The 14,935-nt window shown below is 71.8% G+C and carries 14 protein-coding genes; 5 read left to right on the top strand and 9 right to left on the bottom strand.

Features of this window, described 5'->3' with window-relative positions; genetic code table 11:
- The first annotated feature begins 153 nt into the window (after window positions 1–153).
- Window positions 154–1,776 carry an alkaline phosphatase D family protein gene (locus ACZ6CL_RS10955; RefSeq protein WP_468934013.1) on the top strand — a complete coding sequence of 541 codons (1,623 nt, stop codon included), beginning with the start codon at window positions 154–156 and terminating at the stop codon, window positions 1,774–1,776.
- A 51-nt stretch (window positions 1,777–1,827) separates the two neighbouring features.
- On the opposite strand, the gene ACZ6CL_RS10950 is transcribed toward ACZ6CL_RS10955, so the two are convergent.
- Window positions 1,828–2,826 carry a Gfo/Idh/MocA family protein gene (locus ACZ6CL_RS10950; RefSeq protein ID WP_468934010.1) on the bottom strand — a complete coding sequence of 333 codons (999 nt, stop codon included), beginning with the start codon at window positions 2,824–2,826 and terminating at the stop codon, window positions 1,828–1,830.
- Between the two features lie 84 nt (window positions 2,827–2,910).
- Between ACZ6CL_RS10950 and ACZ6CL_RS10945 the strand changes: the two genes are divergently transcribed.
- Both ACZ6CL_RS10945 and ACZ6CL_RS10940 read left to right on the top strand, forming a co-directional pair.
- The gene (locus ACZ6CL_RS10945; RefSeq protein WP_468934007.1) at window positions 2,911–4,242 is read left to right on the top strand and encodes a multidrug effflux MFS transporter; all 1,332 of its coding nucleotides are present in this window, start codon (window positions 2,911–2,913) and stop codon (window positions 4,240–4,242) included.
- Window positions 4,203–5,288 (top strand): serine hydrolase domain-containing protein, encoded by a 1,086-nt coding sequence (locus ACZ6CL_RS10940; protein ID WP_468934004.1) that lies wholly within the window; start codon window positions 4,203–4,205, stop codon window positions 5,286–5,288. The genes ACZ6CL_RS10945 and ACZ6CL_RS10940 overlap by 40 nt, the downstream gene beginning before the upstream one ends.
- A gap of 1 nt (window position 5,289) precedes the next feature.
- On the opposite strand, the gene ACZ6CL_RS10935 is transcribed toward ACZ6CL_RS10940, so the two are convergent.
- Window positions 5,290–6,303, bottom strand: a complete 1,014-nt coding sequence (locus ACZ6CL_RS10935) for a small ribosomal subunit Rsm22 family protein (RefSeq protein WP_468934001.1) — start codon at window positions 6,301–6,303, stop codon at window positions 5,290–5,292.
- Window positions 6,304–6,383: 80 nt separating this feature from the next.
- On the opposite strand from ACZ6CL_RS10935, the gene ACZ6CL_RS10930 reads away from it, so the two are divergent.
- Window positions 6,384–6,998, top strand: a complete 615-nt coding sequence (locus ACZ6CL_RS10930; protein ID WP_468933999.1) for a TetR/AcrR family transcriptional regulator — start codon at window positions 6,384–6,386, stop codon at window positions 6,996–6,998.
- Here the strand turns inward: ACZ6CL_RS10930 and ACZ6CL_RS10925 are convergent.
- On the bottom strand, window positions 6,985–7,911 hold the full coding sequence (locus tag ACZ6CL_RS10925; RefSeq protein WP_468933997.1) for a glycerophosphodiester phosphodiesterase: 927 nt from the start codon (window positions 7,909–7,911) through the stop codon (window positions 6,985–6,987). The genes ACZ6CL_RS10930 and ACZ6CL_RS10925 overlap by 14 nt on opposite strands.
- A 169-nt stretch (window positions 7,912–8,080) precedes the next feature.
- Between ACZ6CL_RS10925 and ACZ6CL_RS10920 the strand changes: the two genes are divergently transcribed.
- Window positions 8,081–8,821: a bifunctional DNA primase/polymerase gene (locus ACZ6CL_RS10920; protein ID WP_468933994.1), complete on the top strand. Its 741-nt coding sequence runs from the start codon at window positions 8,081–8,083 to the stop codon at window positions 8,819–8,821.
- Between the two features lie 9 nt (window positions 8,822–8,830).
- Here the strand turns inward: ACZ6CL_RS10920 and ACZ6CL_RS10915 are convergent, their stop codons facing one another.
- The 6 genes from ACZ6CL_RS10915 to map all read right to left on the bottom strand — a co-directional run bounded on the left by ACZ6CL_RS10915 (window position 8,831) and on the right by map (window position 14,877).
- On the bottom strand, window positions 8,831–9,757 hold the full coding sequence (locus tag ACZ6CL_RS10915; protein ID WP_468935196.1) for an SCO2278 family lipoprotein: 927 nt from the start codon (window positions 9,755–9,757) through the stop codon (window positions 8,831–8,833).
- Entirely contained in the window at window positions 9,690–10,661 is a 972-nt protein-coding gene (efeU, locus tag ACZ6CL_RS10910; protein ID WP_468933991.1) for an iron uptake transporter permease EfeU, read from the bottom strand. The genes ACZ6CL_RS10915 and efeU overlap by 68 nt, the downstream gene beginning before the upstream one ends.
- A 46-nt stretch (window positions 10,662–10,707) precedes the next feature.
- Window positions 10,708–11,955, bottom strand: a complete 1,248-nt coding sequence (gene efeB, locus ACZ6CL_RS10905) for an iron uptake transporter deferrochelatase/peroxidase subunit (protein WP_468933988.1) — start codon at window positions 11,953–11,955, stop codon at window positions 10,708–10,710.
- A 10-nt stretch (window positions 11,956–11,965) separates the two neighbouring features.
- Window positions 11,966–13,099, bottom strand: a complete 1,134-nt coding sequence (efeO, locus tag ACZ6CL_RS10900) for an iron uptake system protein EfeO (RefSeq protein ID WP_468933985.1) — start codon at window positions 13,097–13,099, stop codon at window positions 11,966–11,968.
- 166 nt (window positions 13,100–13,265) lie between these two features.
- Window positions 13,266–13,925 (bottom strand): biliverdin-producing heme oxygenase, encoded by a 660-nt coding sequence (locus tag ACZ6CL_RS10895; RefSeq protein WP_468933982.1) that lies wholly within the window; start codon window positions 13,923–13,925, stop codon window positions 13,266–13,268.
- 94 nt (window positions 13,926–14,019) lie between these two features.
- The gene (gene map, locus ACZ6CL_RS10890) at window positions 14,020–14,877 is read right to left on the bottom strand and encodes a type I methionyl aminopeptidase (protein ID WP_450872521.1); all 858 of its coding nucleotides are present in this window, start codon (window positions 14,875–14,877) and stop codon (window positions 14,020–14,022) included.
- Window positions 14,878–14,935: the final 58 nt, after the last annotated feature.

The following is a 14,935-nucleotide window of genomic DNA, read 5'->3' as shown; positions in this document are numbered from 1 at the left end:
GTCACATCCCTTCTCGCGCAAGGTATATGACGGTAAACGCCCTATCCGGAAACGGACCTCACCCAGCCGACATGTGTGCGTCGTGTATAGGCAAGCGTGCGGCCTCCCCTCGACACTCCAATTCCTCTGACGTCACGAGCCAGGGGAGAGCACATGGCACACGCCGCACATCAGCAGGCGATACGAGCCGCGGCAGCACACCTGGGCCGCCGCCGCTTCCTCACCGTCACCGGAGCAGCCGCCGCACTGGCCTTCTCCACCAACCTGCCCAGCGCCCAGGCCGCGCAGGTTCGTACGGACGCGCTCACCGAAAACCCCTTCACGCTCGGCGTGGCATCCGGCGATCCACTGCCCGATGCCGTCGTGCTGTGGACCAGACTCGCGCCCCGCGCCTACGAGCCGGGCAACGGACTGCCCGAGGAAGGCGCCGTCAAGGTCGAGTGGCAGATCGCCCGCGACGAGCACTTCCACCGGGTGGTCCGGCGCGGAACCGCCACCGCACACGCCGAGTTCAACTACACCGTGCACGTGGACGCCAAGGGCCTCGACCCCGACCGCGTCTACTGGTACCGCTTCCGCGCGGGCAAGTGGACCAGCCCCGTCGGCCGCACCCGCACCACCCCGTCGTACGGCGCCCGGGTCCGTGACATGAGCTTCGGCCTGGTGTCCTGCCAGGCGTACCACGACGGCTACTACACGGCCCTGAAGCACCTCGCGACCGAGGACCTGGACGCCGTCTTCCACGTCGGCGACTACCAGTACGAGTACGCCGTCAGCGCGGTCGGCGGCGCCCGTAACTACACCGACCGCACCCTCCCCGCGCACTTCAACACCGAGACCATGACCCTCGGGGACTACCGGCTGCGCTACGCCCTCTACAAGTGCGACCCGGACCTCCAGGCCGCCCACGCCGCCTTCCCCTGGTTCGTCACCTGGGACGACCACGAGACCGAGAACAACTACGCGGGCGACATCGACGACAACGACGACCCGCCCGAGGAGTTCCTCATCCGCCGGGCCGCCGCCTACCGGGCGTACTGGGAGAACATGCCGCTGCGCATGCCGCAGCAGCCCGACGGCCCCGACATGCGGCTCTACCGGCGCTTCCACTACGGCCGCCTGGCCCAGTTCGACATCCTCGACACCCGCCAGTACCGCTCCAACCAGGCCTACGGCGACGGCTGGCAGTACCCGGGACCCGAGTCCGAGGACCCGTCCCGCACCCTCACCGGCGCCACCCAGGAGCGCTGGCTGCTCGACGGCTTCCAGCGCTCCACCGCCACCTGGAACGTCCTCCCGCAGCAGGTCACCTTCTCGCAGCGGAAGAACACCACCGCCGACCGCTCCAAGCTCTCCATGGACTCCTGGGACGGCTACCCCGCCTCCCGGGAGCGCATCATGGCCGGTGTCGAGCAGGCGGGCATCGAGAACTTCGTCGTCCTGACCGGCGACGTCCACGTCCACTACGCCTTCGACATCAAGAAGGACTTCAACAACCCGTCGTCCCAGACCCTGGGCGTCGAGTTCGTCGGCACGTCGGTCACCAGCGGCAAGGACGGCGCCGACAAGCCCGCCAACTGGTCCACCTACATGGCCGCCAACCCGCACATGAAGTTCTACAACGGGCGCCGCGGCTATGTGACGGTCCAGCTGGACGGCGACCAGGCGCGGGCCGACTACAAGACGGTCTCCGCGGTCACGACCCCGGGCGCGCCCCTCACCACAGCGGCGTCGTTCGTCAGCGAAGCCGGAAACCCTGGGCTTCAGCAGGTCTGACCGGTGATGGCCCGCGGCGCCGCGATCCGGGCGCCGCGGGCTCAGCCGACACTAGCCCTCGCCGGGGTAGCGGACGCCGATCTCCGCTCGGGCCCTGTCCAGGGTGCGCATGACCGCGAGGGTGCCCGACAGGGGGACCAGGGGGGATTCGCGTTCGCCGGCGCGCAGGCAGCGCATCACCTCGGCCGCCTCGCGCTGGTAGGCATGCAGGCCGTCGGGTGCCGTGAACTCCTCAGGGGCGCGGTCCGGGCGGTGGAGGACGAAGTGGTCGGGATGGAAGAAGCCGCGGGGGATCTCGATGCGGCCCGCCGAGCCCGTCACCGCGGCCGTCATGGGCGTATCGGCGGTGATCGAGCAGCTGAGCAGGGCCACCGCGCCGGTGTCCCAGCCCAGCAGCAGGCCCGTGTTCACGTCCACGCCCTCGGGGGACAGCTCGGCGTGGGCCTGGACGCTGGACGGTTCGCCCAGCAGGAGCTGGGCGAAGGACACCGGGTACACCCCGAGGTCGAGCAGGGCGCCGCCGCCCTGGGCCGGGTCGCGGAGGCGGTGGGCGGGTTCGAAGGGGCCGGGGAGGCCGAAGTCCGCGTGGACCGCGCGGATCTCGCCGATGGCGCCGTCCTGGATGAGGTCGGTCATGCGCCGGATGACCGGATCGCAGTACGTCCACATCGCCTCCATCAGGAAGCGGTCGTGGGTCCGGGCGAGGCCGACCAGCTCGTCCGCCTCGCGCGCGGTGAGGGTGAACGCTTTCTCGCACAGCACCGACCGGCCCGCCTCCAGGCACAGACCGGCCGCGGCGCGGTGGGCCGCGTGCGGGGTAGCGACGTATATCACGTCGAGTTCGTCGTCGGCGGCCAGCTCCGCCCAGCTGCCGTAGGAGCGGGGTATCCCGAACCGTTCCGCGAACCGCTTAGCGCCCTCGGGGCTGCGTGAGCCCACCGCCATGACCTGCGCGTCTTCCATCTCCAGCAGATCTTTCGTGAACGATGCGGCGATGCCGCCGGTCGCCAGGATCCCCCACCGCACGGGCTCGCTCTTCGGTCCGGACATCCTCGCCCCTGACTTATTCGGTCGTGAGCACTCCAATTCAGCTGAGAGCATAGACAACGATTCAACGACTCATGGAAGGTCAGCATGCAGCAGCCCGGCCTCACGGCCGCCGCTCCCGACCGGGCCCACAGACCCGAACTCTCTTCTTCTCCCTCCTCCGCCGCCGCGCCCCAGGTCACCGCTCCACTGACCGCGCAGCGCCGCGCGAGCCTCCTCGTCACCTTCGTCCTCGGTGGGCTCACCGCTCTCCCCGCCCTCTCGATGGACATGTACCTCCCGGCCCTGCCGGAGGTCACCGACGCGCTCCACAGCTCCGCCGCCACCGCCCAGCTCACCCTGACCGCCTGCCTGATGGGCATGGCGCTCGGTCAGCTCGTCGTCGGCCCGATGAGCGACAAGTGGGGCCGCCGCCGCCCCCTCCTCATCGGCATGGTGATCTACGTCATCGCCACCGCCATCTGCGCCTTCGCACCCTCCGCCGAGATGCTCATCGGCTTCCGGCTGCTCCAGGGGCTCGCCGGGTCGGCCGGGATCGTGATCGCCCGCGCCGTCGTCCGTGACCTGTACGACGGCATCGCGATGGCCCGCTTCTTCTCCACCCTGATGCTGATCTCCGGCGTCGCGCCCATCGCCGCCCCCGTCATCGGCGGCCAGATCCTGCGCTTCACCGACTGGCGCGGCGTCTTCCTCGTCCTCACCGTGATCGGCGCGCTGCTCACCCTCGTCGTCTGGCGCTTCCTGCGCGAGACCCTGCCGCCCGAGCGCCGCCACGACGGCGGGCTCGGCGAGACGCTCCGTACGATGCGCGGGCTGCTCGCCGACCGCGTCTTCACCGGCTACATGCTCGCGGGCAGCTTCGCCTTCGCCGCCCTCTTCGCCTATGTCTCCGGTTCGTCCTTCGTCGTCCAGGAGATCTACGGCGCCTCGCCGCAGACGTTCAGCCTGCTCTTCGGGCTCAACTCGATCGGCCTCATCGGCATGGGCCAGGTCAACGGCCGGATCCTGGTCGGCCGCGTCAGCATGGACAAGGTGCTGGCCGTGGGACTGGCCATGATCACGCTCGCGGCGACCGCGCTGCTGGCCCTGTCCGCCGGGCTCTTCGGCGAGGTCGGTCTCGTACCGGTCGCGGCCTGCCTGTTCGTGCTGATGTCGTCGATGGGCCTGGCGATGCCCAACACCAACGCCTCGGCGCTGATGCGCACCCCGCACGCCGCCGGTTCCGCGTCCGCGCTGCTCGGCACCTCCACCTTCCTGCTCGGGGCCACGGCCTCGCCGCTGGTGGGGATCGCGGGCGAGACCACGGCGGTGCCGATGGCCGTCGTCCAGCTGGTGTGCGCGCTGGCCGCCATGGGCTGCTTCATGGGACTCTGCCGCCCGTGGCAGCGACGCACGAAGCAGAGCGTGACGGTGGCCTGAGCCTCCTTCTGCGCACCGTGGAGGCGCTCCCCGAGGGGGAGCGCCCCTGGTGCGCGGGCGCGGTGGTGACGGCCGGGACCGGCTCCGGGCCCCTGGCGGAGGGCGCCTTCGGCTGGGCCGTGCGGTACGCCGCGTACGACCGTGAGCTGCCGCGCGCGCGATGGGTCCCGGCGCGCGCCGACACCGTCTTCGACCTCGCCTCGCTGACCAAGCTGTTCACCGCGATCGTGGCGGTGGGCTCGCTGGAGCGCGGGGAGATCGCGCTGGACGCGCCGGTCGCCTCGTACGCCCCCGAGTGCACCGCGGCCGCCGAGTACGGCATCACGGTGCGGCAGCTGCTCACCCACCGCTCGGGGCTGGTCCCGGAGCTGCCGCTGTACGACTGCGCGGGGGACGAGGCCCGGTGGGCGCGGCTGTACGCCGAGCCGCCCGGCACCCCACCGGGGACCGCGCGCCGCTACTCCGACCTCAACCTGCTGCTGCTCCAGCGGGTCCTGGAGCGGGTGACCGGCCGCCCGCTGGACGGCCTCGTCCACGACCGGATCACCGGCCCCCTGGCCATGGCGTCCACCCGCTTCCGCCCGCCCCGCGCCTGGCTGCCGCGCATCGCCGCGACCGAGGACCAGCGGCGTCCCTGGGGCAAGCTCGACCGGGGCATGCTGCGGGGCGTGGTGCACGACGAGAACGCGTACGCGCTCGGCGGTGTCGCGGGCCACGCCGGGCTCTTCTCCACCGCGGCCGACCTGGCCGTGCTGTGCCGTGCGCTGCTGGCGGGCGGCGGGCCGGTGCTTTTCCCCGCGTCCGTGGACCTGATGCTGACCGCCCCGGGGCTGGGCTTCGAGGTCGACCAGCCCTGGTTCATGGGCGAGTTGGCGGGTGGCGGCGCGGCCGGGCACACCGGGTTCACGGGCACCAGCCTGGTGCTGGACCGGTCCCGGGGCTGCTATCTGATCCTGCTCGCCAATACGGTCCACCCGCGCCGCCGCCCCGGCGACAGCGCGCCCCGCGCGGCGGCGGCCACCGCGCTGGCCCGCGCCCTGAGCTGAATCACTGCTCGGGCGGCGGCCAGGTGTCGCCCCACGTGGTGTCGCGGGCGGCGCGGTAGAGGGGGCCGTGGCGCTTGGTGAGGGTGCGGCGGGTGAGGCCCTCGTCGGGGGTGCACAGGTCCAGCAGCACCTGGCCCTTGCGGGTCTGGGGGTGGCGGGTGACGCGAGCCGTCCCGTCCGCCGCCGGGGCGGGGAAGCGGGTCGCCGCGACGTACGCGAACTTCTCGTCCTCGTACCCCAGCGAGCCCCCCTTCACCTGGCGGTGCAGCGACGAACGGCTCACCCGGGCCGCGAAGTGGCACCAGTCGGCGCCCGGTTCGATGGGGCAGGCGTCACTGTGCGGGCACGGGGCGAGGATCTGGAAGCCCGCCGATACCAGCTGGTCGCGGGCCTCGCGGACGCGCAGGTAGCCGTCGGGGGTGCCGGGCTCGACGAGCACCACGGCCTGGGCCGTCCGCGCCGCCTCGCCGACGACCGCGCGGCGGTCGGGCGCGGTGAGTTCGCCCAGCACGTAGGAGACGGTGACCAGGTCCGTCGCGTCGGGCAGGGCGAGGTCGGAGGTGAGGGCGCGGCGCTGCCAGCGGGCCTCGCGCAGCGGGGCGGCGGGGGACTGCCCGGCCAGCTCGCGGCCGAGGGCGAGGGCGGGTTCGGCCCAGTCCAGGACGGTGGTGCTGTGGCCCCCGTCCGGCCACGCGGCGGCCACGGCCCAGCTGGCCGCGCCCGTACCGCCGCCGATGTCGAGGTGCGAGGCGGGCTCCCACGCGGGGGCGCGCTCGCGCAGCGCGTCGAGGGCGGCGCGCACGGCCTCGAAGGTCGCGGGCATCCGGTACGCGGCGTACGCGGCGACATCGGAGCGGTCCCGCAGAACGGGCGCGTCGGTCGGGGTGCGGCCCCGGTAGTTGGCGATCAGCCGGTCGACCGCCTGGGCCGCCTGGCGGGGCGGCAGTCCGTCGAGAAGCCCGGCGAGCGCGGCGCGCAGCGTCTCGGCGGTGGGGGCGGCGTGCGGGGCGTGCATTCCGTGAATTCTACGGGGTGGCCCGCGCGGCCCCGGACGCGAGCCGGGCCCGGCCAAAAGGGGCGGCTACATTGACGTGCATGGCTCCCAACGCGACCCGCCGCAATGAACGTTCGCACCGCGCGATCCTCGATGCCGCGCTCGAACTCGTCGCCGAAGCGGGCTATCCCAAGCTCACCATCGAGGCCATCGCCGCCCGCGCCGGGGTCGGCAAGCAGACGATCTACCGCTGGTGGCCGTCCAAGGCGGCCGTCCTGCTGGACGCGTTCGTCGCCCTCGGCGAGCGGGCCGCGCGGGAGGCGGGGGAGGCCGGGAGCGGGGATCCGTACGCGGTCCCCGACACCGGGGACCTGGAGGCCGACCTCCGGTGCGTGCTGCGCGCGACGGTGGACGAGCTGCTGTCGCCCACGTACGACCTGCCCTACCGGGCGCTGGCCGCCGAGGGCATCATCAACCCGGAGATCGCCGCGGAGTTCGCGAGCCGGGTGCTGGAGCCGTCGGCCCAGCTCTACGTCGAGCGGCTGCGCGCCGCCCAGCGGGCCGGGCAGGTCGCGGCGGACCTCGATCCGCGGATCGCCGTGGAGCTGGTGATCGGCCCGATCACCGCCCGCTGGCTGCTGCGGACACTGCCGCTCACCCATGCGTACGCGGACGCCGTGGTCGGCATGGCACTGCGCGGCCTCAGCCCCCGCTGAGCGCCCGCGCCCGCACCGGGGTGGTGATCATCAGGCTCGGCGCGTCCGTGATGATCCCGTCGCACCCCAGCCGCACCATCCGGTCGCGCTGACCCGTGGTGTTGACGGTGTGCGCCCACACATGGGGCACGCCGGAGGCGACGGCCCGCCGTATGTCCGCGTCCCGGGCCCGGTAGTCGACGTCCAGCAGGTCCACGACGCCGCGCCAGTCGCCGGGCCGGTCGTGGCGCATCTGCCGGGCGGACCGCCACAGCTGGGCCAGCAGGCCCATCCGGTGGGCCTCGCGGGCCACGTCCGGGTGGTTGGAGTTCACGTAGACCGAGCGCGTCAGGTCCCGGTCGCGGATCATGCGGGCCAGCTCGGGCAGTCCGGCCGGGTCCTTCGTCTCGACCATCAGGGTCGTACGTCCGCCGAGCCGGTCCAGCGCCTCGGCCACCGTCGGCGGCCGCTCGGGCTTCCAGGTGCCGCGCAGGGCGCGGGCGGGGCGCAGGCGTACGGTGCGCCACTGGGCGGCGGTGAGGGCGTTCACGGGCCCGGCCTGGGACGTCGTACGGTCCAGCGTCGCGTCGTGCATCACGACGAGCGTGCCGTCGCGCAGAGCGCGGATGTCGAAGTCGAGGACCTGGGCGTCCTTGCGGGTCAGGGCGGTGGTCAGCCCGGTCATGCTGTTCTCGGGCACTTCGAGGGCGCCGCCGCGATGGGCCGTGTAGATGATCCGCGGGGGCGCGGGCAGCGCGGCGGGATGATCGCCAAGGCCTGTGCCGAGGTCTGTGCCGAGGCCCGCGTCGAGGCCTCGTACCGGCGGGCGGGCGGTCGGGGAGACGGCCGGCCGGGCGGTGGGGTCTGCCAGGAAGACCGCTGGTATGGAAAGGGTGAGGACCGCCACACCGGTCAGAAAATACCTGGTGATCATAAAGGGAACGCTAGGGGCGCTCGTTCGGTTATGTCCTGATATCGACACCCGGACGTGGGTCCCGGCGTCACCCCGGATGCGGACACCGGCCACCTCGGGCTCAGGATGGTGGCAGCATTGATCGGGTACCGGCGGTACCGCCGGTCGCGGCGGTGAAGCGAGGCGATAGATGGAACGCAAGAGCAGGTTCACCCAGTGGCTGCGCCGGCCGAGAAGCGCGACGGGCGGCGATAGCGGCTCGGGAGCGGTCGCCGCGAGCGCCCGCGAGGACCTGCTCATGGCCGCGGCCGCCGCCGGATTCCCGCTCGCGCCCGCCGCGTACCCCTCCGGCTACGGCTGTTCCTGCGACCGCATCGGCTGCCCGACCCCCGCCCGGCACCCCGTCTCCTTCGCCTGGTCGACCCAGGCATCGACCGACCCCGACAAGGTCGCCCACTGGCTGCGCACCGATCCGCAGGCCAACTTCATCACCGCCACCGGCCATGTCCACGATGTGCTCGACGTACCGATCGACGCGGGGCGGCAGGCCCTGGAGCGGCTGGGGGCCTCGGAGGTGGAGGTCGGGCCGGTCGCGACGAGCGGCGGGGACGTGCGGCAGGGGCGGATGCTGTTCTTCACGGCGACGCGCGGGACGCCGGATGACGAGGACGAGTGGTGGCCGTGTGAGCTGGACTGCCACCCCGAGACGATGGACGAGCACCCGGGGCTGCGGTGGCATTGCCGCGGGAGCTATGTGCTGGTGCCGCCCGCGCGGCTGCCGGGGGACGGGCGGGTGGCCTGGCTCCTCGGGCCGGAGCGGCCGTTGCCGGATCCGCTGACGCTGCTGGAGGCGCTCACGGACGCCTGCGCCCGCTTCGCCGCGGAGGAGGACGACGAGCACGAGTCCGCGGCGTGGCCGATAGGGCGCTAGCGGTCGGCGTCACTCGCCCTTCGCCGCTGTGACGCCTTCCAGACGGTTCAGGAAGACCACCTTCGGGTCGGCCGCGTCCTTCGCGGGGACGCGGACGGCCGACTCGGCGACCCGGGTCAGCGTCACCGCCCGCTTCGCCTCGCCCGTCATCAGCGCCTTGACCTGCGCATCCGGGTTGGGCCGGAAACCCTTCGCCATGGTCTGCTTCTGCCGGTGGTGCGAGGTGAAGAAGACCACCGCGCCGCCGTCCTCCGTCCGCAGGCCCACCGGGGCCTCGGAGCCGCCGCCGGACGCCGGGGTGTCGATGTACTGCGTCCAGAACTTCGGCGTCTTCTTGAACTTGCTCCGCGAGTCCCGCAGCCCCGACGTCGCCTGGCCGTCCGCGAAGGTGCCGCCCTCGCCCGTCATCAGGTAGTCGGCGTACGCGCCGCTCAGCTTGTCCGGCCGGACGGCGAGCCGGGGCGCCGCGCCCGCGGCCTTGACCGGCTTGGCCCAGCCGTCCTTGTCGGTCGCGAAGTCCGGTACCTCGTCCTGGCTGAGGATCGACAGGTACGCGGCCTTCCACGGCTCATCGATGCCGTCCCGGATGAAGACCACCAGCCACCGGTTGCCGTCCCGGTTGCTGTCGGTGTCCGCCACGAAGAACTTCGGCCACCCGATCTGCCGGGGGATGTGGAAGTTCGCGTCGGACAGCTTCAGTGCCGGGTAGTTCGGGTTGCCCTGCGGGGAGTTGGCGTGCTGTGCCTTCAGGTCGGCCGTGCTGATCGCCTTCAGCGGGCCGGTCTCCACCTGGCTCACCACCGACGGATCCAGCTCCTGGTACGCCTTGTTGTACGTGGCGGTGAAGTCGCGGAGCGCCTCGGCGGCCTCAGCCTTGTCCACCGACGGGATGTTCTCCCGCTCGCCGTGCACCGTCATGCAACCCGTCAGTGTCATCCCCAGCGCCAGCACCGCCGCTGCGGTCGGAAGGATGGACGGCCGGCGGGATGACCTGCGTGTCATGGGGCTGCGGCTCCTTCGGGGCTGCGTCGGACGGCGCCACCCTACCCGGGGTGAAGAAGAAGGTCAGCGTGGGGACCAGATAGAGCAGCCACACTGTGACCTGGAGCCAGGTGGGATCCGGCTGGAAGTTGAAAACGCCCTTGAGCAGGGTGCCGTACCAGGTGTCCGGCGAGATCGTGGCGCTGATGTCGAACGCCTGGGAGTGGAGCCCCGGAAGCCAGTTCGCCTCCTGGAGGTCGTGGAAGCCGTACGCGAGGACGCCCGCCGCCACCACGACCAGCATGCCGCCCGTCCAGGTGAAGAACTTCGCCAGGTTGATCCGCAGCGCGCCGCGGTAGAACAGCCAGCCCAGCACCACCGCGGTCAGCAGCCCCAGGGCCACCCCGACCAGCGGGTCCGCCGAGCCGTCGTTGCTCGACCGCACCGCGGCCCACACGAACAGCGCGGTCTCCAGGCCCTCCCGGCCCACCGCCAGGAACGCCGTGGCCACCAGCGCTCCGGTGCCCATGGCGAGCGCCGCGTCCAGCCGCCCGTGCAGCTCGTGCTTCAGGTGGCGGGCGGTGCGCCGCATCCAGAACACCATCCAGGTCACCAGGCCGACCGCGATGATGGACAGCGAGCCGCCCAGCGCCTCCTGCGCCTCGAACGTCAGCTCCTGCGTACCGAACTCCAGTACCGCGCCGAAGGACAGCGCCAGCGCGACCGCCGCGCCGATGCCCAGCCACACCGGCCGCAGCGCGCCCCGGCGGTCGGTCTTGACCAGGTAGGCGACCAGGATGCACACGATCAGGCTGGCTTCGAGCCCTTCGCGCAGCCCGATCAGGTAGTTGCCGAACACGGGGTTCGCCTTCCTCTCGTTCTCTGTCCCTGTGTGCTGTGGGAGGTCAGGTGAACAGCGCCCGGCCCCACCAGTCGTCCGCGTCCCGGACGCCCGGCGGGATGGCGAACAGCGCCGAACCCACGTGCTGGATGTACTCGTTGAGCGCGTCGGTGCGCGCCAGCCGCCGCTGCAGCGGTACGAAGCCCTCGCGCACGTCGTGCTGGTACGCGAGGAAGAACAGCCCCGCGTCCAGCCGCCCCAGACCGTCCGTACCGTCGGTGAAGGAGTAGCCGCGGCGCAGGATGCGGACGCCGCCGTTGGAGTCGGGGTGGGCGAGGCGGACGTGCGCGTCGGGCAGCATCGCCTTCAGGTTGGGCGTATCGCGCTCGTGCTGTTTGCCGTACGGCGCGCCCTCGCCCTTGTCCCGCCCGAACACGTCCTCCTGCTCCTTGAGGGAGGTGCGGTCCCAGGTCTCGATGTGCATGCGGATGCGGCGCGCCACCAGGTACGAGCCCCCGGCCAGCCACGCCGGGCCCGCCTTCTCGCTGACCCACACATGCCGCTTCAGGGCGGCGGCGTCGGTGCCGGGGATGTTCCGGGTGCCGTCCTTGAAGCCCATCATGTTGCGCGGTGTCTGCGCGTCCGGGGTGGTCGAGGACGTCTTGCCGAAGCCCAGCTGCGACCAGCGGACCGCGACCTTGCCCATGCCGATGCGGGCCAGGTTGCGGATCGCGTGCACGGCCACCTGCGGGTCGTCGGCGCACGCCTGGACGCACAGGTCGCCGCCGCTGCGCGCCGCGTCGAGGTCGTCGCCGGGGAAGGCGGGCAGGTCGATCAGCGCCTCGGGGCGGCGCCCCGCGAGCCCGAACCGGTCCTTCCCCTTCTGGTCCTCGAAGAGGGTGGGCCCGACGCCGAAGGTGAGGGTCAGCCGGGAGGGCTTGAGGCCCAGCGCCTCGCCGGTGTCGTCCGGCGGCGCCTCGACGAGGTCGCTGACGGCGCCGTCGCCGACCGCGTGCCCCTGCGTCATCCGGGCTGCCGCCCGCGTCCATTCCTTGAGCAGGGCGATGAGTTCGGCGCGGTCGTCGGTGGTGACGTCGAACGCCGCGAAGTGCAGCCGGTCCTGGACGGCGGTGGCGATGCCCGCCTGGTGGGCGCCGTGGAAGGGGACGGCGCCGCCGTTGTCGGCCACCGGCCCGCTGCCGTCGTCGCCGGTGAGCGCGGCGGCCGTGCCGCCCGCGGCCGCGGCGCCGAGCGCGAGCCCGGCACCGCCCCAGCCGATGAGGGCGCGGCGCGAGGGGGATGCGTCGGTCATGACCCGCCCCTCACTTCGAGACGACGGCGGCGGCGAGCTTGGACAGCGGCTCGGCCAGCGCGTTGACCCCGTCCGACAGCTCCTTGCGCTTCGTCTCCGAGACAGTGTCGTACGACACGAAGCCATCGCCCTCGCGGTACGCGTCCAGCTGCTTCTTCACCGCGGCGAACTGCTTGTCCAGCTCCTTGGCCAGCGCCGGGTCGTTCTTCGCGGCCACCGGCTTGAGCAGCTTGTACGAGGTCTCGGCGCCCTCGACGTTGGCCTCGAAGTCCACCAGGTCGGTGTGGCTGTAGCGCTCCTCCTCGCCGGTGACCTTGCCGGTCTGCACCTCGTCCAGCAGCTCCTTGGCGCCGTTCGCCATGCCGGTGGGGGTGATCTCGGCCGTGCCGACCCGCTTCTGCCAGTCCTTGAGGTCCGTGATCAGCTGATCGGCGAGGTCATGGTCGGCCTGGGTGATCTTCTTCGTCTGCCACAGCGACTTCTCCAGCCGGTGCCAGCCGGTCCACTTCTGCCCCTTCTCCAGCCCGTCCGCGCGGACGTCGACCTTCGGGTCGATGTCCCCGAACGACTCGGCGACCGGCTCGGTGCGCTCCCAGCCGACGCGGGAGGGCGCGTACGCCTTCTTGGCGGCCTCCAGATCGTCCTTCTTGACCGCGTCGGCGAACGCCTGGACCTTCGGCAGCGTCTCGTCGGCCTGCGCCTGTGCGTACGCGCGGTAGCCGGCCACCGCCTTGTCCAGCCGCGGATTCCGGTCGGCCGCCGCGCCCTTGCCGGTCGCGGACACCTTCTGGCGGATGCCGTGGCCCTTCATCCCGGGCTTGCAGGCGATCTCGTACGAACCGGTCTTCACCTCGGCGTTGACCACGGCCTTGGTGCCCGGCCCGATGTTCTCCCGCTCGGTGACGATCCGGTCGCCGGGGGCGTAGACGTAGACCTCGGTGACCTTGGAGCCCTTGTTCTCCACGGCGAGCTTCACGTGCCCGGCCGGGAACGAGGTTTTCGAGACCTCGCACGCGCTGTCCGACGCCGTGACCTGGACGGCACCGGAGCCCTTGGCGTCGGACTTCTCGGCGCAGCCTGCGACGGCGGTGAGGGTCGTCAGCGCCGATATGGCGGCGACGACGGAGGTGCGGGCGGCTCGCATGCGGGCGGCTCCAGACGCGGTTCAGAGGGTAAGGCGGGCCTAACTTAGTTGAGGCTTGCCTATGTAGCGTCTATGTAAGCCCAAGGAACTGCTTGCACATGGCAAATTTTCGGCCAAGTGGCCGGTATGCGGCATGGGGCCCTCGGGCGGGCCGCGATGGGCCCGCTCAGGCGCTGAGCGGGAATCGGTGGCCGAGGTCGTGCAGGAGCGCGGCGTTGAGGGCGTAGGCGTGCTTGCACTCGTCGACGACGCGCTGCTTCTCCAGGTCGTCCACCGGCAGGGCGTCCAGCAGGGTGCGGTAGTCGCGCTTGAACGCGGCCGGGTTGGGGATCGACTCGAAGACGTAGAACCGCACCCCGTCGCCCTTGCGGTCGAAGCCCCACGTCTTCTCGGCCATCCCGCGGACGATCTGGCCGCCGGAGAGGTCGCCGAGGTAGCGCGTGTAGTGGTGGGCGACCAGCCCGGCGGGCCAGTCCCGCGCGCACGCCGTTATTCGCTCCGCGTACTCCGCCGTGGCGGGCAGCGGCCGCGGGCCGGAGCGCCAGTGGGGGCCGCCGAGGTGGGCCAGGTCGCGCTCCAGCTCCGCGGTGCGGGCCAGGTCGAGCCGTACGAACGGACCCGCGACCGGGTCCTCCGCGAGGCGCTCGGGGGCCGACTCCAGGGCCCGGTAGACGAACCACAACTGCTCGGTGTACTGCCGATAGGCGTCCACGCCGAGCCGCCCGCCGAGCAGGTCGCCCATGAAGGCCGACCCGGCGACCTGGGTGTGCTGCTCGTGCGAGGCGGCGCGGAGGAGTGCGGAGAAGGGCGTGGGCGTGGCGTCCAAGACGGCCTCCGAGGTAGGTTAGGGCGACCTAACCACACCCTTCCCGACGCCCTGTCGGCAAAACCTCTGGCTCACGCTTCACTCACGGGATGACTCAGGGGAGCGTCAGGATCTCCGCCCCGGTGTCCGTCACCACCAGCGTGTGCTCGAACTGAGCCGTCCGCTTGCGGTCCTTGGTGACGACCGTCCAGCCGTCCTCCCACATGTCGTACTCGTACGTCCCGAGCGTCAGCATCGGCTCGATCGTGAACGTCATTCCCGGCTTGATCTCGGTCGTGTGGTGCGGGCTGTCGTAGTGCGGCACGATCAGGCCGGAGTGGAACGACGTATTGACGCCGTGGCCGGTGAAGTCGCGGACGACGCCGTAGCCGAAGCGCTTGGCGTACGACTCGATGACCCGGCCGATGATGTTGATCTTCCGGCCCGGCTTGACCGCCTTGATCGCGCGGGTGAGCGACTCCCGCGTCCGCTCCACCAGCAGCCGCGACTCCTCGTCCACGTCGCCGCACAGGTAGGTGGCGTTGTTGTCGCCGTGCACGCCGTGGATGAACGCGGTGACGTCGAGGTTCACGATGTCGCCGTCCTGGAGGACGGTGGTGTCCGGGATCCCGTGGCAGATGACCTCGTTGACCGAGGAGCACAGCGACTTCGGGAAGCCGCGGTAGCCGAGGGTGGACGGGTACGCGCCGTGGTCGCACATGTACTCGTGCGCGACCCGGTCCAGTTCGTCCGTCGTCACCCCCGGCGCGATCAGCTTCGCGGCCTCCTCCATCGCCCGCGCGGCGATCCGCCCCGCGATCCGCATCCGCTCGATCGTTTCGGTGTCCTGCACCTCGGGCCCCTCATACGGTGCGGGGCCCTCCTTCCCGACGTACTCGGGCCGCGGGATCGAGGCGGGGACGGGGCGGGTGGGGGAGAGCTTCCCCGGAACAAGGAGTGACTGGCCAGACATATCAGCGAGTGTATCGGCGCCGGATCGGGCACCATGGCCGCGAGGAAAGACCGCGGCG

It is taken from the genome of Streptomyces sp. NPDC041200 (assembly GCF_055591805.1).
This window is presented reverse-complemented; position numbering and strand designations above follow the sequence as displayed.

What these genes read in the sequence shown, in the direction of transcription:
- ACZ6CL_RS10915 (WP_468935196.1), bottom strand. Translation starts at nt 9,757, where the DNA reads ATGACACTGACGGGTTGCATGACGGTGCACGGCGAGCGGGAGAACATC.
- ACZ6CL_RS10955 (WP_468934013.1), top strand. Translation starts at nt 154, where the DNA reads ATGGCACACGCCGCACATCAGCAGGCGATACGAGCCGCGGCAGCACAC.
- efeO (WP_468933985.1), bottom strand. Translation starts at nt 13,099, where the DNA reads ATGCGAGCCGCCCGCACCTCCGTCGTCGCCGCCATATCGGCGCTGACG.
- ACZ6CL_RS10925 (WP_468933997.1), bottom strand. Translation starts at nt 7,911, where the DNA reads ATGATCACCAGGTATTTTCTGACCGGTGTGGCGGTCCTCACCCTTTCC.
- map (WP_450872521.1), bottom strand. Translation starts at nt 14,877, where the DNA reads ATGTCTGGCCAGTCACTCCTTGTTCCGGGGAAGCTCTCCCCCACCCGC.
- efeB (WP_468933988.1), bottom strand. Translation starts at nt 11,955, where the DNA reads ATGACCGACGCATCCCCCTCGCGCCGCGCCCTCATCGGCTGGGGCGGT.
- ACZ6CL_RS10945 (WP_468934007.1), top strand. Translation starts at nt 2,911, where the DNA reads ATGCAGCAGCCCGGCCTCACGGCCGCCGCTCCCGACCGGGCCCACAGA.
- ACZ6CL_RS10920 (WP_468933994.1), top strand. Translation starts at nt 8,081, where the DNA reads ATGGAACGCAAGAGCAGGTTCACCCAGTGGCTGCGCCGGCCGAGAAGC.
- ACZ6CL_RS10950 (WP_468934010.1), bottom strand. Translation starts at nt 2,826, where the DNA reads ATGTCCGGACCGAAGAGCGAGCCCGTGCGGTGGGGGATCCTGGCGACC.
- ACZ6CL_RS10930 (WP_468933999.1), top strand. Translation starts at nt 6,384, where the DNA reads ATGGCTCCCAACGCGACCCGCCGCAATGAACGTTCGCACCGCGCGATC.
- ACZ6CL_RS10935 (WP_468934001.1), bottom strand. Translation starts at nt 6,303, where the DNA reads ATGCACGCCCCGCACGCCGCCCCCACCGCCGAGACGCTGCGCGCCGCG.